The sequence below is a fragment of the Corynebacterium liangguodongii genome, assembly GCF_003070865.1.
In the GTDB taxonomy this organism is placed as follows: domain Bacteria; phylum Actinomycetota; class Actinomycetes; order Mycobacteriales; family Mycobacteriaceae; genus Corynebacterium; species Corynebacterium liangguodongii.
Genome location: NZ_CP026948.1, coordinates 2,297,009 through 2,316,944, shown reverse-complemented (window position 1 = coordinate 2,316,944; position 19,936 = coordinate 2,297,009). Strand labels below are relative to the sequence as shown.

19 protein-coding genes are annotated in these 19,936 nt (G+C 66.9%); 11 read left to right on the top strand and 8 right to left on the bottom strand.

Annotation, left to right across the window (positions count from 1 at the left end; all coding sequences use genetic code 11):
• The first annotated feature begins 135 nt into the window (after nt 1-135).
• The 8 genes from C3E79_RS11005 to C3E79_RS10965 all read left to right on the top strand — a co-directional run bounded on the left by C3E79_RS11005 (nt 136) and on the right by C3E79_RS10965 (nt 8,390).
• The gene (locus tag C3E79_RS11005; protein ID WP_146183398.1) at nt 136-897 is read left to right on the top strand and encodes a CPBP family glutamic-type intramembrane protease; all 762 of its coding nucleotides are present in this window, start codon (nt 136-138) and stop codon (nt 895-897) included.
• Complete coding sequence (locus C3E79_RS11000) at nt 890-1,225, top strand: hypothetical protein (protein ID WP_108404940.1); 336 nt, start codon at nt 890-892, stop codon at nt 1,223-1,225. Before C3E79_RS11005 ends, C3E79_RS11000 begins: the two co-directional genes overlap by 8 nt.
• 134 nt (nt 1,226-1,359) lie before the next feature.
• On the top strand, nt 1,360-2,766 hold the full coding sequence (locus C3E79_RS10995) for an amino acid permease (protein ID WP_179948290.1): 1,407 nt from the start codon (nt 1,360-1,362) through the stop codon (nt 2,764-2,766).
• Nucleotides 2,767-2,831: 65 nt separating this feature from the next.
• Nucleotides 2,832-5,651 carry a leucine--tRNA ligase gene (gene leuS / locus C3E79_RS10985; protein ID WP_108404938.1) on the top strand — a complete coding sequence of 940 codons (2,820 nt, stop codon included), beginning with the start codon at nt 2,832-2,834 and terminating at the stop codon, nt 5,649-5,651.
• A gap of 83 nt (nt 5,652-5,734) precedes the next feature.
• Nucleotides 5,735-6,775: a hypothetical protein gene (locus C3E79_RS10980; RefSeq protein WP_108404937.1), complete on the top strand. Its 1,041-nt coding sequence runs from the start codon at nt 5,735-5,737 to the stop codon at nt 6,773-6,775.
• Between the two features lie 378 nt (nt 6,776-7,153).
• Nucleotides 7,154-7,630, top strand: a complete 477-nt coding sequence (locus C3E79_RS10975; protein ID WP_159078265.1) for a VanZ family protein — start codon at nt 7,154-7,156, stop codon at nt 7,628-7,630.
• Nucleotides 7,631-7,686: 56 nt separating this feature from the next.
• Nucleotides 7,687-8,052 carry a YidH family protein gene (locus C3E79_RS10970; RefSeq protein WP_108404935.1) on the top strand — a complete coding sequence of 122 codons (366 nt, stop codon included), beginning with the start codon at nt 7,687-7,689 and terminating at the stop codon, nt 8,050-8,052.
• An 8-nt stretch (nt 8,053-8,060) separates the two neighbouring features.
• Entirely contained in the window at nt 8,061-8,390 is a 330-nt protein-coding gene (locus tag C3E79_RS10965; RefSeq protein WP_235840664.1) for a DUF202 domain-containing protein, read from the top strand.
• Here C3E79_RS10965 and C3E79_RS10960 read toward each other — a convergent pair.
• Nucleotides 8,376-9,713 (bottom strand): IS1096 element passenger TnpR family protein, encoded by a 1,338-nt coding sequence (locus C3E79_RS10960; protein ID WP_108404934.1) that lies wholly within the window; start codon nt 9,711-9,713, stop codon nt 8,376-8,378. The genes C3E79_RS10965 and C3E79_RS10960 overlap by 15 nt on opposite strands.
• A gap of 226 nt (nt 9,714-9,939) precedes the next feature.
• Here C3E79_RS10960 and C3E79_RS10955 point away from each other — a divergent pair, with 226 nt between their 5' ends.
• Nucleotides 9,940-12,096 carry a LamG-like jellyroll fold domain-containing protein gene (locus tag C3E79_RS10955; protein WP_108404933.1) on the top strand — a complete coding sequence of 719 codons (2,157 nt, stop codon included), beginning with the start codon at nt 9,940-9,942 and terminating at the stop codon, nt 12,094-12,096.
• Between the two features lie 23 nt (nt 12,097-12,119).
• On the opposite strand, the gene C3E79_RS10950 is transcribed toward C3E79_RS10955, so the two are convergent.
• From C3E79_RS10950 to C3E79_RS10930, 5 genes are all read right to left on the bottom strand, one after another.
• Nucleotides 12,120-13,052, bottom strand: a complete 933-nt coding sequence (locus C3E79_RS10950) for a ribokinase (RefSeq protein ID WP_108404932.1) — start codon at nt 13,050-13,052, stop codon at nt 12,120-12,122.
• Between the two features lie 9 nt (nt 13,053-13,061).
• On the bottom strand, nt 13,062-13,661 hold the full coding sequence (locus C3E79_RS10945; protein ID WP_108404931.1) for a response regulator: 600 nt from the start codon (nt 13,659-13,661) through the stop codon (nt 13,062-13,064).
• 10 nt (nt 13,662-13,671) lie between these two features.
• Nucleotides 13,672-14,775 (bottom strand): sensor histidine kinase, encoded by a 1,104-nt coding sequence (locus C3E79_RS10940; RefSeq protein WP_235840665.1) that lies wholly within the window; start codon nt 14,773-14,775, stop codon nt 13,672-13,674.
• Between the two features lie 126 nt (nt 14,776-14,901).
• On the bottom strand, nt 14,902-15,993 hold the full coding sequence (locus tag C3E79_RS10935; RefSeq protein WP_108404929.1) for a Fic family protein: 1,092 nt from the start codon (nt 15,991-15,993) through the stop codon (nt 14,902-14,904).
• A 79-nt stretch (nt 15,994-16,072) separates the two neighbouring features.
• Complete coding sequence (locus C3E79_RS10930) at nt 16,073-16,417, bottom strand: hypothetical protein (protein ID WP_108404928.1); 345 nt, start codon at nt 16,415-16,417, stop codon at nt 16,073-16,075.
• A 107-nt stretch (nt 16,418-16,524) separates the two neighbouring features.
• Here C3E79_RS10930 and C3E79_RS10925 point away from each other — a divergent pair, with 107 nt between their 5' ends.
• A complete protein-coding gene (locus tag C3E79_RS10925; protein WP_108405185.1) occupies nt 16,525-17,505 on the top strand; it encodes an FtsX-like permease family protein in 981 nt (326 codons plus the stop codon).
• Nucleotides 17,506-18,156, top strand: coding sequence for an ABC transporter ATP-binding protein (locus C3E79_RS10920; protein ID WP_108404927.1), 651 nt, complete (start codon nt 17,506-17,508; stop codon nt 18,154-18,156).
• 2 nt (nt 18,157-18,158) lie between these two features.
• Here C3E79_RS10920 and C3E79_RS10915 read toward each other — a convergent pair whose 3' ends face one another.
• Nucleotides 18,159-19,133: an ABC transporter substrate-binding protein gene (locus tag C3E79_RS10915; RefSeq protein ID WP_108404926.1), complete on the bottom strand. Its 975-nt coding sequence runs from the start codon at nt 19,131-19,133 to the stop codon at nt 18,159-18,161.
• 36 nt (nt 19,134-19,169) lie between these two features.
• On the bottom strand, nt 19,170-19,934 hold the full coding sequence (locus tag C3E79_RS10910; protein ID WP_108404925.1) for an ABC transporter ATP-binding protein: 765 nt from the start codon (nt 19,932-19,934) through the stop codon (nt 19,170-19,172).
• Nucleotides 19,935-19,936: the final 2 nt, after the last annotated feature.

Here is a 19,936-nt window from a genome sequence, read left to right as displayed (position 1 = left end):
CCGATTCCGGCGTCGGGTTCTTCGACTACTCTGACAAGTAAACCACACCCCGTAAGGTGGCACCTTTAGCGTGAAGGTGCCACCTTTGTGCTAGCCTCATCCTCACTGAACGACGCGACCGGAGGAGCGCCAGGCGTGACGCCGCTGAGCAGACTGAAACCAACCAGGGTCATGGGGTGGTGGGACCTCGCCGCGCTGACCGCTATTTTCTTCGGCCCGGCGATGGGGGCGTCGCTACGCAGCACGTGCGAGGTGGACAACGTAGTTGCGCCCACCGTGCCCGAGTTTTCCGCCGCCGCTAACTGGGGTGCCCTCCTCCACCAAGCACTCCTGGCCGCCGTCGCTGCCGCCTACCTGTGCGGGCGCCGCATCACGCTCACGCCCTGGAGCCTGCGCCCGAGCTGGAGGGGCGCTGCGCTCGGCATCGGCCTTTACGCCTTTATAGGGCTCGTCTTCGACCTCTCCTACTCGCTCTACGGCGGGCTTGTTGGTTTTCCAGAGGGCGCCGAGGACGCGGCCGAGCAGCCGGGCCCTGACGCCTCGCTGCTGGCCTATTCGGCGCTCAATAGCGTCTACGAGGAGGTTTTCTTCCTCGTCGTGTGCCTCTCCCTTCCAGGGCGCTGGCGCGCCCAGGCGGTGGCGTATTCGTTGGCGGTGCGCTTTGCCATCCACACCTACCAGGGGCTGCTCAACGCCGCGCTCATTGGGCTTGTCTCCGGCTCGCTTTTCCTCGCATTCACGCGGCTCGCGAGTTCCAAGACGGGCTTCGTCGGCCAGTGGATCTTCCCCGCCGTTGTCGCGCACGCGCTTGCCGACGTCTTCGGAGCCGGGCTGCTCAGCCTGCTCTTCCCCGCGGCACAACCCGCGGCCGAGAACTACCCTGGCGCCCATGAGTAGGCCCTACGAAATCGACCGGCAATGGCTAGAGGCAGTGGCATCGGATGAGGACGCGCGGGCGCGCGTGCGCCTGACCGCCACCGGCGCGCACGCGCGCGACGCCGTCATGCAGTGGCTCGAAGATCAACCTGTCGACGCCCTCGGGGTGCGCGGGCGCGGCGCCTGGATCGTCCAGGAGGTCTCCGCAGGGCAGGGCGAGGCGGTGGTGGACATCACCGCCGGCGGCGACGACCTCGCCGGCTCGCTCTCGGAGGCCACCGAGGAGGCCTACGCAGTGCTCAGCGCCCTCGGCTGCGAGCTCACGTGGGAGGAGCTCGGCCGGGAATAGGGCAGCACCGCCCGCAGCGCGGGTAGGCGGTGCGGTGCCCCGGCGAGGTGATTGGTAAAACTAAACTAATCGCGTCAGCTCGCCCTCGGGCATCAGCGAGAGCACCCGCCACCGGGTGCGGAAATGAGGAAACCATGGCCTCCGCGCGCCACCACACCCCTGTTCCCCGCGGCTCGAGCCCGCACGAGGCGGCGCCGCTACCTGCGCTCCACAGCGCGGAGCACTTAAGGCAGTCGCGCGAGGAATTCCACCTGGATAACCTCACGCCCGCGGATGTTGACCACATCCGGCTCAACCGTAGGGGCTCGGCGCCCAACGGCACTTTTTTGTCGTGGGTGATCACGCTGTTCGGCACCGCGGTCGGCGCGGGCATTCTCTTCCTCCCGCTCAACGCCGGCAGCTTCGGGTTCTGGCCGCTCGTCATCGCGACCGCCCTTATCGGACCGCTGGTGTTTTTCTCCCACCGCATGTACGCGCGCATCGTCAGCGCCTCGCCGGTGAAGGGCCTCGACGTGCTTCAGGTGGTCACCGCATTGTCGGGGCGCAAGCGGGGCGTGGTCACCGCGGTGATGTACTGGCTGGCCATCTACCCCACGGTGCTGATCTACGCGATCTCGATGACCAACACGATGGAGAGCTTCCTGGTCAACCAAATCGGCCTGGCCCAGGTCAACCGGGTTCTTTTGGCCATCGCGTGCGTGGGGTTGCTCACCGGCGCATTCGCCCTGGGCAAGAAGGCCACCTTGTGGTTTGCCAACATTCTCGTCTACCCGCTCATTGTGGCGCTGGCAGGCGTGTCGTTCTACCTCGTCCCCCGGTGGGACCTGGCAAGCTTCCGCTCCTATGAGTCGGCGACCCCGCTGTGGCAGTCCCTGCTATTGATTCTGCCGGTGCTCGTGTTCTCCTTCAGCCACATGGCGGCGGTCTCGCAATTCGCCCTCGACGTGCAAAAAGCGAAGAAGGGTGACGTCGCCGCCACCGAGAGGCAGGTCTCCCGCATCGAACTGATCACCACCGCGCTGCTCGTGGCGTTTACGATGTTCTTCGTCTGGTCCTGCACGCTCGCGCTCGGCGCGAAGGGGTTGGAGGAGGCCGCCGCCCAGAACCTGCCGGTGCTCAGCTACTTCGCCAACGTCACTAACACCCCGTTCATGGCGGTGATCACCCCGGTCGTCGCCATCTGCGCGATCGCCTCGTCCTTCTTCGGCCACCTCCTGGGCACGGAGGAGGGCACGACCTACCTGGTCCGCGTGATCGCCCCGAGGGCGACGCAGGGGGTCAGCGACCGCGTCTTGCGCTACGGGGTCATCGCGTTCGTCTTCGTCACCGGCGTTCTGGTTGCGGTGCTCAACCCGTCGATCCTCGATCTCATCTCCGTTATCGGCGGCATCTTTATGACGTTCCTGGTCTACCTGGTTCCGTTCCTGCTCTTCCGCAAGGCCAAGGCGTTCGCGCACTACGCTCACCGCCCCGACGCGCTCTTCGTCGGCTTCATGGGCGCGGTGATCATGGCTGTGTCGGTGTGGGAGATGTTCCGGTAGGACGCGCCCGCGGCCCGTCAAGCCCCGGGTACCGCCGAGGCACCCACCCACTACACTGTGTAGCCATGACTACTGAGGGACCCGCGCACCGCTACACCGCCGCCCTGGCGAACGAGATCGAGGCCAAGTGGCAGAGCTACTGGCGCGACAACGGCACCTTCAACGCGCCGAACCCGGTGGGTGACCTCGCTACGGGCGGGGAGCTGCCGGAAGATAAGCTCAACGTCCAGGACATGTTCCCCTACCCCTCCGGCGCAGGCCTGCACGTGGGCCACCCGCTGGGCTACATCGCCACGGACGTCTTCGCCCGCTACAACCGCATGCTGGGCAAGAACGTTTTGCATACGCTCGGCTACGACGCGTTCGGCCTGCCCGCCGAGCAGTACGCGATTCAGACCGGTACCCACCCGCGGACCACGACAGAGGCGAACATCGCCAACATGACCCGCCAGCTCGACTCACTCGGCCTGGGGCACGACCGCCGCCGCGCCGTGGCCACCACCGATCCGGAGTTCTACCGCTGGACGCAATGGATCTTCCTGCAGATTTACAACGCCTGGTTCGATGAGGAGCAGCAGAAGGCCCGCCCGATCGAGGACCTCGTGCGCGATTTGATCACGGGCGCGCGCACCACCAAGGACGGCCGCAACTTCCGGGACCTGACCACCGCGGAAAAGCACGCTGCGATCGATGAGTTCCGCCTCGTCTACCTCTCCGACTCCATGGTCAACTGGTGCCCGGGTCTGGGCACTGTGCTGGCCAACGAGGAGGTCACCGCTGAGGGCCGCTCGGAGCGGGGCAACTACCCGGTCTTCCGCAAGCGGTTGCGCCAGTGGATGATGCGGATCACCGCCTACTCCGATCGCCTGCTCGACGACCTCGACCTGCTCGATTGGCCCGAGAAGGTCAAGTCCATGCAGCGCAACTGGATCGGCCGCTCCCGCGGTGCCCAGGTGAAGTTCGCCTCCGACGCCGGCGACATCGAGGTCTTCACCACCCGCCCCGACACCCTTTTCGGCGCGAGCTACGTCGTGCTTGCACCCGAGCACGAGCTTGTCGACGCCCTGACAGCCCCCGCCTACACAGAAGACGTCAACCCCGCCTGGACCAACGGCCAGGACACCCCGGCCGAGGCGGTGGCCGCCTACAAGCGGACGATCGCCGCGAAGTCGGACGTGGAGCGCCAGGAAAACAAGGAAAAGACCGGCGTCTTCCTCGGTTCCTTCGCCGTAAACCCCGTCAACGGCGAGAAGGTCCCGGTCTTCATCGCCGACTACGTGCTCACCGGCTACGGCACCGGCGCGATCATGGCCGTGCCGGCTCACGACGAGCGCGACTACGAGTTCGCCAGCGTGTTCAACCTTCCCATCGTGCCCGTGCTCGACTCCGACGTGAGCGAGGCGGCGTTTACGGGCGACGCCCCGCACGTCAACTCCGCCAACGACGCCGGGCTGGACCTCGACGGTAAGGGCAAGGAGGAGGCTATCGAGGCGTCGATAAGCTGGCTCGTCGCCCACGGCTACGGCGAGGAAAAAATCCAGTACAAGCTGCGCGATTGGCTGTTTGCGCGCCAGCGCTACTGGGGCGAGCCCTTCCCCATCGTCTACGACGAGAACGGTCAGGCGCACTCCCTGCCCGAGGACATGCTGCCCGTGGAGCTGCCGCAGGTGGAGGACTACAACCCGGTCTCCTTCAACCCCGACGACGCCGACTCCGAGCCCGCTCCCCCGCTGGCGAAGGCGAGAGACTGGGTGGAGGTCACCCTTGACCTCGGGGAGGGCGAGAAGACCTACTACCGCGACACCAACGTGATGCCGCAGTGGGCCGGTTCCTCCTGGTACCAGCTGCGCTACATCGACCCGACGAACTCGCAGGAGTTCTGCGCGCTGGACAACGAGCGCTACTGGACGGGCCCGCGCGGCGAGAACGACCCGGGCGGGGTGGATCTCTACGTCGGCGGCGTCGAGCACGCCGTGCTCCACCTGCTCTACGCGCGATTCTGGCACAAGGTGCTCTTCGACCTCGGCTTTGTCACCTCCCGCGAGCCCTACCGGCGCCTGTTTAACCAGGGCTACATCCAGGCCTACGCGTATACCGATTCCCGCGGCGTCTACGTCCCGGCCGCCGAGGTGGAAGAGCGCGACGGAAAGTTCCTCTACCAGGGACAAGAGGTCAACCGCGAGTACGGCAAGATGGGCAAGTCGCTCAAGAACGCCGTTGCCCCGGATGAGATCTGCCGTGACTTCGGCGCCGACACCCTGCGCGTCTACGAGATGTCGATGGGCCCGCTGGACACCTCGCGCCCCTGGGCGACCAAGGACGTCGTCGGCGCCCACCGCTTCCTGCAGCGCCTGTGGCGCCTCGTGGTCGACGAGGCCACCGGCGCGCTGCGCGTCGAGGACGCCGAGCTGACCGCCGAGGATGCCAAGGCCCTGCATCGCACCATTGCCGGCGTGCGCGAGGACTACGACAACCTGCGCGATAACACCGTGGTGGCCAAGCTCATCGAGTACGTCAACTACCTGACCAAGACCTACGACGGCCCGGTGCCGCGCGCCGCCGTCGTCCCGCTGGTCCAGATGGTCTCCCCGCTCGCCCCGCACATCGCTGAGGAGCTGTGGGAGCGGCTCGGAGGCGGCACCACGATCACGTTCGAGCCGTTCCCCACCTTCGACGAGGCGCTGCTTGTCGACGACACCGTCGAGGTCCCCGTCCAGATCAACGGCAAGGTCAAGGCCCGCATCGACGTTCCCACTGACGCCGACAAGGACGCCGTCGAGGCACTCGCCCTCGCCGATCCCAGGGTCGCCGAACTGATCGAGGGCAAAACCGTGGTCAAGACCATCGTCGTGCCGGGCCGTATGGTCAACCTGGTGGTGAAGTAGCCGCTGGTTCGGGACCGCGTGCCCGCCGGACCTCCCTGGTAGCCTCAGAAGAGAAAGGTCACTACTAGGAAAGGTTTCCACTAATGTCGACTCCCTATTCGGGCGGGCAGGATCCCCAAGGCGGCGCCGAAGGCTACCAACCTCACGAGCCGGGCGGCTACGGCACCCCGGCCGCCGGGTCGGCCTCGTATACCGGCTACAACGGCTACGGTGGCGACGGAGGCTACGGCGACTACAACGCCTACGATGTGAACTACGCGGCGGCCGGACACGGCGCCACTCAATATCACGGGACCTCCCTCGTTGATGGCACCTACGGCGACGGCTACGAGCCGCACCGGGTCAACGACCCGCAGGCCAACGGCTGGTACCATGCTAAGGGCACAGGAAAGATCGACGTGATGCAGGCATGGGCCTTCGGCTTTAAGCAGACCTTTGCCAATTGGAAGGTGTGGGTGCCTGTGGGACTCATCTTTGCCCTCCTGCCGGCGGCGCTAGGCCTCTTCGTTACCCCGCTTGCCGGGTTCGTGCAGTTTGCCTTTCTCTTCGCCTACCCTGTCGTTTATTCCTTGGCGCTTCTGCAGACGCTCAACCGCAACTGGAAGTTCGACGGGGTGAACTCCCCCACCTACGGCACCACGCTGGGGATGATCATTCTCGTCGGCCTGATCTACGGGTTTGCCATCCTGATCCCTATCTTCGGCTCCCTCCCGTTCTTCGCGGTGAACCTCGCGGACACCCTGCAGGGGCTCGACCCGGCGCAGATCGAATCTGACCCGACGGTGCTCATGCCTCTCGCCGGGGCCATCCTCGGGATCCTCGGCATCGCGCTCGTCGTGAGTTTCCTGCTCGCCCCGCTGTTTGTCTTCCAGGTATGGTACGCGGCCGATAACGCCGATACCTTCGGCGGATCGTTCTCCCAGGGCTTTAGGGCCGGTGCCCGCAACTACGGCCAGCTGCTGCTGTTCTACCTCCTCTACGGGGTGATGATGTTTGTCTCCCTGTTCACCCTCGGGATTGCCACGGTGATCCTCATGCCGGCCTATACGCTCGCGCTCGCGTTTGCCTACCGGCAGGCCTCCGGCGGCCCGGTGCCTGTGGAGCCCCAGGCCGTGGGCGCCTAGGCCTAGGACCGCCTATATCGCGGCGACGGAGAGCCCGGCAGTCTACCCCGCGGTGCCAAGGGCCGCGGCCGTGTGAGCGTCGAAGCGGGAGGGCACGGGGGGTGGCCTTGGAGGCGTCGATACCGGGGACTATGTCGGGTTCCCGCAGGATGCCGCTGCCTTCCATGGCCATGGCGTCTTCGTCATTGACCGACGAGTGGGTCACATCGATGAAGGTATCGCCCTCCCCTGCGTAGTCTTCGCGGGCGTCCACGAGCTCGGGGCCCGATTCCGTGACAAGTGCGTCTTATCCATATCCCCACCTTAGGTGGACGCTTCGCAGCCAAGGTCGATACGCTAGGCGCCATGCCTGCGACATCCCGAAGTCCCCTGCACGCAGTGCCGCCGCTACAGCGCGCGATTGCGTGGGCGCTCGTCATCGCGGTGATCGGTTACTTCACCCTGGGCAAGGCTCACTTCAGCGTCGAGGGGTTATGGGACGTCTCCGTCCACCAACGCCGTGTGCTACGGCTCGTGCCCCTCGACGAATTCCGCGCACCCTCAACCTGGTACGGCCCCTGGCTGAACTTCTTCGGCAACGTCGCGCTCTTTCTGCCCGTCGGTTTCCTGCTCGGCAGCGCGGAGCGGGGCGCGGTGATCGGCCTGATCCTCAGCGTGTGCATCGAGGCGGCGCAGTGGATCTTCGCCTCGGGCTACACGGATATTGACGACGTCATCTTCAACACCGCCGGCGCCGCCCTGGGCGGGTGGCTGGCCGCGGCGCTCTCCTCGCGCAACAACGCCCTGGGCGTGTGGGTCATCTCCGCCGGGGCGGCGGTGCTCAGCCTGATATTCCTCGCCTCCATCGTGCGCTAGCAACCGCCGCGCGCGCCGGGATCGTGGGGCGCGGAGGCGCTAGACTTAGGGGCATCATGAGCGCAGGACGCGGACGGTTCACGCGGGCGGTGTTCCCCGACGGGGAGGAACCCGACCCGCGCTTTACGCTGGCCAATGAGCGCACGTTTCTCGCCTGGACACGCACCGCGCTTGCGTTTTTCGCCGCCGGCGTCGCCCTCGAGGCGCTCAAGATCCCCGGTATCCCGCCGGGCCGGAGCACCGCTGCGGCAGCCGTGGTCATTGTCCTCGCGATGGCGATCTCGCTGGGCTCGGCCCTTCGCTGGGTGCGCGTCGAGCGGGCGCTTAGGCACGGCAGGCCCCTGCCCGCCCCGGCAATCGTCCCGGTTCTCGGGGTGGGCATCTTTATCGCCTGCGCGGTCGTGCTCATGGGTGTGCTGTGAAGGGTGCTGTGAAAGACGAGGCGATTACGGTCGTCGACCCCGGGCTGCAACCCGAGCGCACCGCGATGAGCTGGACGCGCACGGCGCTGGCCATGCAGGCCTGCGCCCTCGTGCTCGTGCGCTGGTCGGATACCCACCCGGGGATTGTCAAGGCGGCGATCTTCTTGCTCAGCGCCAGCGCCCTGTGGCTCATCGTGGGCAACCGGCAGGTCTACCGGAACCGGGCGGCTTGGATGGCCGCCGGGGCTAGGCCGGAGCCTGACGTCTGCGGCGTCGCGCTGACAACCGCGATGCTCCTGGTCCTCGGCGGCGCCGAGCTAGCGCTACTGCTGGCTTAGCTCGAGCGCCCGCTCGATGAACCGGAACCCTCCCGTGGTAAGCCGCAGCGCGCCCGTGTAGGCGAACGGGCCGAGCACCGCAAGAGCCGCGAGCAGGGCACACGCCGCGTCGAGGTCGTCGGGGACGCGCTGCGGGCCGGAGGCAATCATCCCGTTCTCCCGGGCGACCCAGCGCACCACCGTGTGCCACTCTTGGGCGCCGAGGGCGCGCTCCAGCCCGCGGTGCAGCGGCTCGTAGAGGTTGCCAAACGGGACGAGTCCGTAGACGGCCTGGTCACCGAGCTGGGTGAGGGCCACATGGTCGGCGCTGACGCGGATGAGGCCGGCGTGGGTGAGAAGCGTGCGGGTGGCCAAAACCTGCGGGTGGGACGCCTCGCGGGGGCGCTGGGCCGTGGTGTCGATGCCCAAGATCGCCCCGAGCTCCTTGACGGCCCGGGAGGGTAAGTACCCGCTGGCGGTGAGCTTGACGGGCTCTTGGAACAGCGACAAGGCGGCGAAGATGGTCTCTTCGACCGGATCGTGGCTGCCCGACGGGGCCCCGTCCGCGGGAGACTCGAGGGGCGGCTGCGGGGCGAGGTCGCCGAGCTTTTCTTCGAAAAACGCCGCCATGGCCGAGATGAGCGCGGGGTTGTGCTCGGGGTTGGGGTCGATCGCGATGATGTCCTGGAGGTCCGGGCGGGAGTCGAGGAAGTTCTCGAAATCCGCGGCGAACTCCGGGGCGAGGGGGTCTGCCTCCATCGTGGCTGCGGAGTCGATCATCAAATCCTCGGCCACGAAACTAATGCGCTCGGCCACGGTGACCTGGTCGGCCTGGGTGAGCCGCTGGAGGAGGCGCTCCGGGCTCATGACCGGCAAAAAGCTCAGCAAAAGCGGGGCGACCTCCATGTTCGGGTCCAGGCCGGCGGCGATGCGGCGGGCCTCGGTGTGGAACTTGGTCATCAGCGCCGGGCCGTTGCACGCTTCGACGACGTCGGGCCCGTGGGCGTCGATAAGCAGCGGCGTCGGGCCGTCGAGCCGTGACGTGCCGAGGACCTCGACGTGGATGTTCCAATTCGCCGACGGATCGTAGACGTAGGTCATGGGCTCCATCCGCGCCACGGTAATGTCCGCCTCGGAGAACTCATCGGCGCTCGGGTGGGTGGCGATGACGTGCGAACGCCCCTCCCCCGCCGCCATGTAGACGTGGCTCTCGCCGCCCGAGAAGCCGAACGCGGCATCGATGACGTGCGCGAGCATCCCAAGGTCCATCGAATCATCGACGTTGACCACGCGGGAGATGGCGGGCTCGGCCCCCTCGACGGCCATGAGCAGCGAAACAATCATGGTTCATAAGGATACTTCCTCGGCAGAAAAGCGCCCGGTGAGAAAGCGGCGAGGCTGTCCAATGAGGTGTACATCGCGCCGGGCGCATCGGGAAGGTAGACGAAAGTGGAGTCGCCGAGGCGTGGCCTGCTTTTCACGCAGTTTTTACCTCGCCGACACGTCCGCCTCCTAAGGTCACCGTCGGTACCGCCCACTCCCCCAACGCCCACAAGGAAGCACCCGTCCCATGCGAAAGACCCTCTCCGCCGCGATCATTGCGGCACTCATCGGCCCCCATCTCATCGCCTCTGCCCCGGCCCACGCCGAGGAGCTCGGCTCCCGGTTCACCCTGGGGGTGATGCCGGATACGCAGTTCTATTCCCGCTACGGCACCGCTGCCGCGGGCGATATATTTGGCAGCCGCTACGGGTCTAACCCGTTCGACGAGCAGGCACAGTTTCTTGTCGATTCCCGGGACGAGCTCAACACCGAGTTTGTCACCCACCTTGGAGACGTCGTGGACGAGGCGGATGACCGCGAGAGCTGGGAGATCGCATCAGCGGCGATGGAGAAGCTCGACCGGGCCGGGGTGGATTACTCCATCCTGCCGGGCAACCACGACTACCACGTCTTCGACGACGGCGCCTCAGCGTTTGCGACGTACTTCCCGGCCTCTCGCGCGGCGGCGCACGAGACCTTCGGCGGGCGCTTCCAGGCCCCGGGCGTCTACGAGGACGACGCGAACCAGCCGGTCGACTCCGAGTACCACATATTCGACGCAGAGGGCCAGAAATACCTGGTGCTCGCCCTAGGGTGGCGCGCCGGGGACGAGACGCTGGAGTGGGCGCAAGAGATTATCGACGCCCACCCCAACCTCCCGGTCATTCTCACCGCGCACGAGATCTCCAACATCGACGGCGAGGGAAAGGTCTTCTACAGCGAGGACTACGGAAGGCACCTTTTCGATTCGTTCATCCGCCGCAACGACCAGATCTTCCTCACCATCTCGGGCCACCACCACGGGGCCGGCTACCACCTGAGCACGAACGATGCGGGCCACCAGGTGATCAACATCCTGCAGGATTACCAGATGTCCTACCTCGGCGGCAACGGGCTGATGGGCATGCTGCAGTTCGACCTCAGCGGAAACACCCTCGACATGACGGCGTTTTCCCCGTGGGTGAAGGGGAAAGAACACTCGGCCCTCACCCACTTCGACAGCCTCCTGCCGGCGGGGCCTGGCGACTCCTATTCAGTGCCGATCAATTACGCCGAGCGCTTCGCGGGCTTCGATCCCGAGTGGAAACCCGGCGAGGAAGACGACCCCGACTACACGGCCCGGCTGACATCCACCCTCGAGCAGGGCTACGCACCGTTCGAGATCACCCCGGGCGAGCGCCCGACCTCCCCCACCGACTACCCCGCCGTCGAGGGCACCGCGGTGCACTGGCGCCCGGGCCAGGCGACGTTCAACGGCAGGCGCCTTGCCGACGGCGACGCGGTCCCGGCGGGTTCCATCGTCCCCGACGTTGCGGGCGGCCAGGACTTCACCCGGGCCCGGCTCAGGATCGGCACGCGCGAGGATTCCATCACCTATAGCACCGACCACCACGAGCTCTCTTCCGATGAGGGATCTCTGCGGTGGGACAAGCCGACCAGCAAGATCGCCGTGTCCTACTTCGAGACCGCCGCCGGGGCACCGATCAACTCCGAGACCTTCCCCAACGGCTACACCATCGAGGCCTTTGTGAAGCTCGATGAGAACTTCAACGGCGACGACAACGGCTGGTCAAACGCCCTGATCCGCAACGCCTCGGGCGAGGATCTCGGCACCGATGATGGCGACCCGATCCAGATGCTCGGAATCTCCAACCTGCGCGAGCTGCGCTGGTGGGCGCTGGGCAACAACAAGCAAGGCCATTCCAACTGGAGCCACGAAGTTCCCAAGGGCGAGTGGATGCACGTCGCCGTGGTCAACGACCCGGCCGACGCCTCGGTGACCATGTACGTCGATGGTGCCCCGATCCTGCGCGACGGATACGGCCCCGTGGGCCTCGCGGGCGAGGGCTTCACCTGGCTGCTGGGCACCTCCGCCTGGGAGGGGCACACGGTAGACGGCTGGTACGGCAACATCGGCGAGATCCGGATGGTCGACCACCCGATCGGACCCGATCAGTGGCTCACCGCGCGCAGCGGAGAAGGCGCTCCTACACCGGCCCCGGAGGCTGGCTCCTCCCAGGTGGGCAGCAGCCTCGCCGCCTTCGGTGGCGGCGTGCTCGTCGGCCTGCTCGCCGCGCTCGGTGCCGCAGCGGCCCTGGCGGCGCGCCTCGGCGGTGCGCTCGAAGCCGCGCTCGGCCCGGTGATCGACCACATCACCGGCCAGATCCGCGCGCTGCAGCGGTAGGGTCCCTGCCCGCCGGCCGCGAGCTACGACGGCAGCTCGTCGCGCAGCGAGGGGTAGGACACCTGCGCGCCGCGCCGGGTCGCGGCAAAGGCTCCCACCCGCGCGGCGAAGACGGCGGCGTCGACAAGCGCATCGCCCTCCGCGAGGCGAAAAACGAGCGCGCCGACGAACGCGTCGCCCGCCCCCGTGGAATCCACGGCCTCGACCACCGGCGTGGGAATGGCCTCGATGCGCCCCTGCGTGCCGATAACGCAGCCGCGCGCGCCGCGGGTGACCACCACGGAGGAGAACCCGGCCCTAAGCAGCGCCCGCGCGGCATTCTCCTCAGTATCGGGAGTATCGGGTGCCAGGCGCGCGCCGAGCTGGGCACCGAGCTGGGCACCGAGCTGGGCGAGGACGAGGCCCGCCTCGTGCTCGTTGACCACGAGCGGATCGGCGCGCAAGAGCATCTCCCGCGGGACCTCGACGACCGGGGCGAGGTTGACCACGACGCGGCCCGTTGCCGCCCGCACCGCGGCGGCGAAGCCCTCGGCGGGGATCTCGCCCTGCAGCAGCAGGATGTCAGCCCGCTCGATCGCCTCGCTATGTGCCGCGACGACGTCGGCGCCCACGCTCGCGTTCGCGCCGGGCACGACGATGATGGTGTTCTCCCCGTCCGCCGAGACCGTAATCACCGCCAGCCCGGTCGGGCCGGCGACCTCCTTGACCGCCGAGAGCTCGACGCCGGAGGTGCGCAGGTGCTCGAGCGCGGGCGCGGCGTAGGCGTCTGTGCCCACGGCGCCGATCAGGGTGACCTCTGCGCCGAGCTTCGCCGCGGCGACCGCCTGGTTCGCGCCCTTTCCCCCGGCTGATACCTCCCCACCAGCGCCGATGAGGGTCTCCCCCGGCGCTGGGTGCCGCGTGACGGTAACCGAGAGGTCTGCATTGATGGAACCAACGACGGTGATACAGGGCATGTCCCTAGCCTAGATAATCCGGCGCTGCCGGGCCGCCTCGACTGCCGCGGTGCGGTTATCCACCCCGAGCTTGGCGTAGATGTGGATGAGGTGCGTCTTCACGGTGGCCTCCGAAATGTAGGCGCGGCGCGCGATCTCGCGGTTCGATGCGCCCGTTTGTAGCGCTTTGAGGATCTCGATTTCGCGTGGTGAGAGCGCCTGTTCGGGGTTGGAGATGCGCTCTGCAAGCACGCCGGCGACCTGTGGCGAGAGAACCCTCTGCCCGGCGGCGGCGCTCAGTATCGCCGCGTGGAGCTCTGCCTCGGGGGCGTCTTTGAGCAGGTAGCCAAGCGCGCCCGCCTCCATCGCCGCGACGACGTCGGCCTGGGTGTCGTAGGTGGTCAAGATGAGCACGGGCGGCCCGCCCGCGGCGCGTAGGCGGCGGGTGACCTCGATGCCGCCAGCGCCCGGCATCTGAATGTCCGAGACCACAACGTCCACCCCCGCGGGAACCTCCGCGTTGCCGGTCGCTGCCTCCGCAATGACCTCGATGTCACCGAAGGAATCGAGCACGGCGCGCAGGCCGGCGCGGACGACGGGGTGGTCGTCTATGAGCATGACGTTGATCATTGAGAGCTCCTTATACGGGGATCGTCGCGGCGAGCACGTTGCCCTCCACGGTCAGTGCGCCACCGGCCTCCTCGACGCGGGCGCGCAGGCCTGTGAGGCCGAAGCCTTCGCGCGTGCCGATGCCCACCCCGTCGTCGTAGACGTCGATGGTGGCCTGGTCTCCGAGGACGTCCACGGTGATCACTGCCTCGGTGGCGTGGGCGTGGCGCACGATGTTGCTGAGGGCCTCGCGCACGACGCGCTCGGCGACGTCTGCCGCCGGGCCCGGGAGATCGGCGGCGTTGACGGTGACTCGGAGGGGTGTGCCGAGGGCGCGTTGGCGCTGCTCCGCGGAGCGGGCGAGGGCGTCGATACGCTGGGTGAGAGGCTCGTGCGCACCGCTGACCCCGGCGACGATGCGGCGGGCCTGCGTGAGGTTGTCGGCCGCCGTGTGCCGGATGATGTCGAGGGTCTCGCGCGCGTCCCCCGGCCGATCTAGCTGCTTGTCCAGCGCCCTGCCCAGCAAAACGATGGAGCTGAGCCCCTGTGCGATCGTGTCGTGGACCTCGCGCGAGAGCCGGGCTCGCTCGGCTGCCACCCCGGCGGCGCGCTCCGCGGCGGCGAGCTCCAGTTGGGCCGCCTCCAAATCGGCCGCGAGCTGCTTATAGTGCTCGGCCTCCCGGCGCAGGGCGGTATAGGAGTGGAAGATCAGCACCGCGATGCCGGTGCCGATGGTAGGCCCGACGAGACCGCCGACGCCGCTCGCGGGGCCGGTGATGCTCAGCGTGAAGCAGAGGATGAGCGCCGCTGCGAGGAGCGAGGCGGGCACGGGAAGGAGGTAACTGGCGAGGATAACCAGCGGGAACTCCAGCCACGCAAACGACGGGGAGGCCAGCGTCATGAATACCCATAGCGCGGTGATGCCGACTAGCCACGCGATGGCGTGCGCGGGCGAGTACCTGCCGCCCCGGTTGTGGTAGACGGTGCCAGCGAGGTAGAGCAGCGCGAAGGACGCGGCGAGGAGGAGGGCGACGATCTTGCCTCCGGCGTTGACCATGCCTACCGCCAGGAGCACAGCGACGAGGACGTGGAGGCTGATGCGGAGGAACCGCAGGATTCGGGTGGTGTTGCTCACGGGAGTCAAGGGTAGGTCGCCCGCCGGCCCCGCGCCCGGTGTGGGCGGGGACATGTACGGTGGATCGACACGTCCGGCCGATATGTCGATTTTCCGCGCCGAAATCGACACGTCCGGCGTGGCGCGTCAGCGTCGCGTCAATACGCCGAGCGCCGCGGTGTTGGCAAACACCTTGCTCCGCCCCACCTTGTACTCCGCCAGGATGCCGGCCCCGGCCAGCTGATTGAGCCAGGCCGACGCGGTCTGCCGCTGCGCCAATCCCGCGTCGACGACGTCCGCGATGCGCACGTACGGCTTGAGAAACAACAGGTGGGCGAGGTCGGCCCCCGCCGAGATTCCGAGGGCGCGGATCGCCTCGTTCGCCTCCTCCTGGAGGCGGCGCAGGTCATCGATGAGCTGCGTGGTCGACTCCGCAGACGACTGCACTCCGCGTACCATGAAGCGGACCCACGCTTCCCAATCCCCCCGCGCCGTGACCCCGCGCAGCAGCGCGTAGTACTCCGACTTGTTGTCCACGATATAGCCGGACAGGTAGAGCACCGGTAGCCGGAGCACGCCGAGCTGAATGAGCAGCAGGATGTTGAGGATGCGTCCCGTCCGCCCGTTGCCGTCGTAGAAGGGGTGGATCGCCTCGAATTGGTAGTGCGTCACGGCCATGAGGACGAGGGGATCGAGGCCGTGGGGCGAATAGATGAACCTCTCCCACGCGGAGAGGTGACGCTCGATGACCTGCTGTCCCTCGGGCGGCGTGTAGATGCGCTCTTTCGAGCGCGGGTCGCCGATGACTGTCCCAGTGGTTGAGCGGATCTGCGCTGACTGGCCGGATAGGATGCTGCACATCTGCACAGCGGTCTTCTCCGATACCGGCCGCGAGTCGAGCGAGCTTACCCCGGTGTAGAGGGCCGACTTGTATCTCAGCGCTTCTTTCGTTGCCGGCGAGGGGGTGGGATCGACCTCCCACTCCGCCTTGAACAACTCGTCGTTGGTGGTGACGATGTTCTCGATCTCTGTCGACGCCTGCGCCTCGCGCAGCGGGATCGTCGAGGTGATGATCTCAGGGTTCGGGATGAGGTCGCAGGCGGTGTTCAAGGCCGCCAGCGCGGCCCGCGCCTCGATGACATCCTTGAGCACCGCCGCAGTCTCCACGTCCACAGGCGGAGGTAGGGGCGGTAGATCGTTGTAGGGAGTGTCCGGAGCAAATCCCTCGGAGTTGTTCATGTCCACACGATAGACACGTCCGGCCGATGTGTCGATTTTCCGCGCCAAAATCGACACGTTCGGCGTGGGCGGAGGGCCATCACGGCATGTGCCGAACCGCGGCATGGGCCTTTCGCACCGCGGCCACGAGCGCAACCGCCGCCAGGGAAAGGGACGTCACGAAAATCCAGCCATATACGGACTCACCGGCAAAGAGGCATGCTATCGCGGCAACGAATAGTGGAACGCTCACCGCCTTGGTATAGCCCGACGCAGCGTAATGGCCTTCAACCCACTTCTGCTTGTCGAAGTACGACAGGCCGAGCGAGGCGGCACAAAAGGTGCCCGGCCGCAGGGTCCCTCGCTCCGCCCTGACCCCGGTCCACCACCAATACCAGGCTGCGGCGAAAAAACTCAGCGCGAGGATGACGTTCACAACTGTCATATCACCATATTCGCATGATGAAACCGGCGGATCCACCGATCGGTTGATGTGCGTTTCATCCGCCTAGCCGATGTGGAAACCTGCTGCTTAGGGCCATGCTTGAAGCCATGTTCGTAGCAATGAGAGAAATCAGAGGCGCCCGGGGCCGCTTCGGCCTGATCGCCGGCGTCGTCGCGCTGATCACGCTCCTCGTGGTCATGCTCACCGGGCTCACCGCCGGGCTGGGCAAGCAAAACACATCCGCGCTCGAGGCGCTTCGTCCCGCATCCGTCACGTTCGCCGATGGGGACGATCCGTCCTACGCCACCTCGCGCATTGCGCGTGGCGACGTCCCCGTGGGCGCAATCCCTCTGGGTACCGGCCAGACGATGCTCACCGCGGCCGACGGAACGGAGATCTCCACTGCCGTTCTCGGCCTACCCCGGGGCACGGCCCTGCCCACCGGCCACACCATGGGCGATACAGCGGTCGCCTCGCAAGGGCTCGGGGTCGCGGTGGGGGAGAGTGTCGAGGTCGGCGGGGCGTCGATACGCGTGGGCGAGATCGCAGACGACCTGTACTACTCGCACTCTCCGGTCCTCTGGGTGCCCACCGAGGTGTGGCAGGCGGCGATGCACACAGACGCGGCGGGCACCGTGCTACTTCGCGCGGACGATGCCGGCATTGCCCTGAAGAAGTCCTTCAACGCCCTGCCCGCCTACGGGTCCGAGCGGGGTTCGCTCCTGCTGATCCAAGGCTTCCTCTACGCCATTGCGGCGTTGGTCACGGTCGCCTTCCTCACGGTGTGGACGCTGCAGCGCACGCGTGATTTGTCGATCTTGCGGGCGCTGGGGGCGTCGACGCGCTACCTGCGTAAAGACGCCCTCGGGCAGGCCGCTCTCATCCTTTGCGCCGGGGTGCTCGCGGGTGCGGCGGCCGCGAGCCTGCTCGGTCTTGCGGCCGCCCAGGTCGCGCCGTTTTCGCTCGGCCCCGTCACCGTCTGGGGGCCGCCGCTGGTGTTGTGGCTGCTCGGCATGGTCGGCGCATGGCTGGCCACTCGCTCCATTACCACGATTGATCCGCAGCAAGCACTAGGAGGTATCGCGTAGATGCTCACCATGGAAAACGTCACTGTGACCTTCCCGGATGGGGAGCGGCGCCTCACCGCGCTCGACAACGTATCCATTCATGCCGAGCCGGGGCGCCTCACGTTCATCGTCGGGGAGTCTGGTTCAGGGAAGTCCACGCTGCTCTCTGCTGCGGCCGGCCTGATCGCTCCCGATGCGGGGGACGTGCGCGTCGGGGGAGAGCGCGTCTCGGATGAAGTAAGGCTCAATAAAATTGGGATGATTTTTCAGCAGGCCAACCTCATCAAGGCGCTCAACGTGCGCGATCAGCTTTTGGTCACCGACCACATGCGAGGCCGCGCACCGCGGAAGCAGCGCGCCGAAGAGCTCCTCGCCTCCGTCGGCCTCAACGGCCTGGGAGAGCGGAGGATGGAGCAGCTCTCGGGCGGGCAGCGCCAGCGCGTCGGCATCGCGCGAGCGCTCATGGGGGAGCCGTCGCTTTTGCTTGCCGACGAACCCACGGCCGCCCTCGATTCCACCCGCAGCCGGGAGATCATCACCCTGCTGCGCTCGCTGGTCGAAGGCAAGGACGTCGCCTGCGCGATTGTCACGCACGACCGCGGGCTGATCGGCCCGGGCGACCGCGTCGTGGAGGTGCGCGATGGCCGCGTTGGAACCGCGGCAAACCACTGAGACTACTTCTCGAAGCGGCGGTCCACGATAGTTGAGAAATCAAATGCTTTGATGAGGTTGTCGCTGGCAAAGGCGTCGATAAGCTCATTTTGCTTGCCATTGACGTCGTCGTCGAGGGCAATGGGCAGGCGCAAGGAACGGGTGTGGAGCTTCGCGGCTTGGGGGTCGAACCCAGAGGCCTGGGCGTAGGCCTGCGCCCATTCCTCCGGGTGCGCGGAACCCCATTCGTAGGCCTCGCTCACACGGGCGAGGAAGTCCGCCAGGGCGGCCTCTTTCTGCCGGTCCGCAAGGGCCTTGTCGCTGGCGACACCGAAGTTGTAGCTCCCCGTCACACCCGTTGCCCGCGCGACGGGCTTCGCCCCCTGGATCTCGGCGAGAGAAGAGAAGGGGTCCCATACAGCCCAGGCGTCGACCTGACCGTTTTCAAACGCCCCCTTCGCATCGGCGGGCTGCAGGAAGTTCAACTCCACGTCGCTCGTGCTAAGCCCCTCCTTTTTCAGCTGCATGAGAACGTGGCCGTGGGCGCTGGATCCGCGTGCTACGGCAATCTTTTTGCCCTTGAGGTCGGCAACGGAGGCCACGGGAGAGCCAGCAGGCACGAGGATCGCCTCGCCGACGCCGTTGTCTCCATAGGCGGAGACCACCTTCGTTTTCGTCGGCCCGCCGATGACCGGCGGGGTGTTTCCGGTGATGGCGAAGTCTATCTGCCCCGCGTTGAGGGCCTCGATCTGGGGCGGCCCGGAGGTAAAGGAGGACCATTCGATCGTGTACGGGGAATCCTCAAGCCTCCCGGCGGCGCGGAGAATTTCTTCGGTTCCGGCAACTTGGTCTCCCACCTTGAGGGTGACCTTTGACAGGTCGACCTCCTGCGGCGACGTGCCGCTGGCTGCCCCGTCCCCGGGGGCCGAGGAGCACGCGCCGAGGCCGAGCGCGAGGGCCGCAACGACGGCAGTGAGGATGGTTGTTGAACGTGACATGGCGGGATGCTTCTTTCTGTCAATAGCGGGGAGTGTTTATGCGGGGGAGGTAGCCTCGAGCCACTGAAGGAGCTGGGCGGTCAGCGCGCCGAAGCGGGGATCGTTGCGTCGATCCTCCTTGGGCCCGGGGATGTCGACTCCTAGCCGGTGGGTGATCTCCCCGCCGTCGAGGAGGATGACGGTATCGGCCAGCGCCACTGCTTCCGCGACGTCGTGGGTGACAATCAGGGCACCGAGGTTGCGGCGCTCCACGACGCGCAGCAGGAGGTTTTGGGCGGTGATCCTGGTCAGGGCGTCGAGGGCGCCGAAGGGTTCGTCGAGAAGCAACAAGTCCGGCTCGGAGACGAGGGCGCGGGCGAGCGAGACGCGCTGGGCCTGGCCGCCGCTGAGAGTGAGCGGCCAAGCCTCGTCTGCCTCACCCAGGTGCACCTCGCCCAGCAAGGTGCGCGCCCGGCTGCGAGCTTCGGACAAGGGCACTGCGCTGTGGTTGAGGCCGAGTGCGACGTTGTCCACCACGGTTTTCCACGGCAAGAGGCGCGGCTCTTGGAAGGCAACGGAGGTGCGCTCGGGCAGGTCGACCTCGCCGGCGTCGGGCGCGGTGAGCCCGGCGAGCACGCGCAGGATCGTCGACTTGCCGGAGCCGGAGCGGCCGATGAGGGCAACGACGCCGCCGCGCGGGATGTGGAGGGAGACAGAGCGGAGAACCTGCTTGGCTCCGTAGAACTTCTGTAGCCCTGAGACGCTGGCAACCGCGGTGAGATCGGGCCGGGCCGCAGGGGGAGCTGAAAGCGTTGAAGTCATGG

Coding starts and splice junctions, on each gene's coding strand:
- leuS (WP_108404938.1), top strand. CDS start 2,832: ATGACTACTGAGGGACCCGCGCACCGCTACACCGCCGCCCTGGCGAAC.
- C3E79_RS10960 (WP_108404934.1), bottom strand. CDS start 9,713: ATGATTGTTTCGCTGCTCATGGCCGTCGAGGGGGCCGAGCCCGCCATC.
- C3E79_RS11000 (WP_108404940.1), top strand. CDS start 890: ATGAGTAGGCCCTACGAAATCGACCGGCAATGGCTAGAGGCAGTGGCA.
- C3E79_RS10910 (WP_108404925.1), bottom strand. CDS start 19,934: ATGACTTCAACGCTTTCAGCTCCCCCTGCGGCCCGGCCCGATCTCACC.
- C3E79_RS10995 (WP_179948290.1), top strand. CDS start 1,360: ATGGCCTCCGCGCGCCACCACACCCCTGTTCCCCGCGGCTCGAGCCCG.
- C3E79_RS10925 (WP_108405185.1), top strand. CDS start 16,525: ATGTTCGTAGCAATGAGAGAAATCAGAGGCGCCCGGGGCCGCTTCGGC.
- C3E79_RS10935 (WP_108404929.1), bottom strand. CDS start 15,993: ATGAACAACTCCGAGGGATTTGCTCCGGACACTCCCTACAACGATCTA.
- C3E79_RS10930 (WP_108404928.1), bottom strand. CDS start 16,417: ATGACAGTTGTGAACGTCATCCTCGCGCTGAGTTTTTTCGCCGCAGCC.
- C3E79_RS10915 (WP_108404926.1), bottom strand. CDS start 19,133: ATGTCACGTTCAACAACCATCCTCACTGCCGTCGTTGCGGCCCTCGCG.
- C3E79_RS10980 (WP_108404937.1), top strand. CDS start 5,735: ATGTCGACTCCCTATTCGGGCGGGCAGGATCCCCAAGGCGGCGCCGAA.
- C3E79_RS10970 (WP_108404935.1), top strand. CDS start 7,687: ATGAGCGCAGGACGCGGACGGTTCACGCGGGCGGTGTTCCCCGACGGG.
- C3E79_RS10955 (WP_108404933.1), top strand. CDS start 9,940: ATGCGAAAGACCCTCTCCGCCGCGATCATTGCGGCACTCATCGGCCCC.
- C3E79_RS10945 (WP_108404931.1), bottom strand. CDS start 13,661: ATGATCAACGTCATGCTCATAGACGACCACCCCGTCGTCCGCGCCGGC.
- C3E79_RS10920 (WP_108404927.1), top strand. CDS start 17,506: ATGCTCACCATGGAAAACGTCACTGTGACCTTCCCGGATGGGGAGCGG.
- C3E79_RS10950 (WP_108404932.1), bottom strand. CDS start 13,052: ATGCCCTGTATCACCGTCGTTGGTTCCATCAATGCAGACCTCTCGGTT.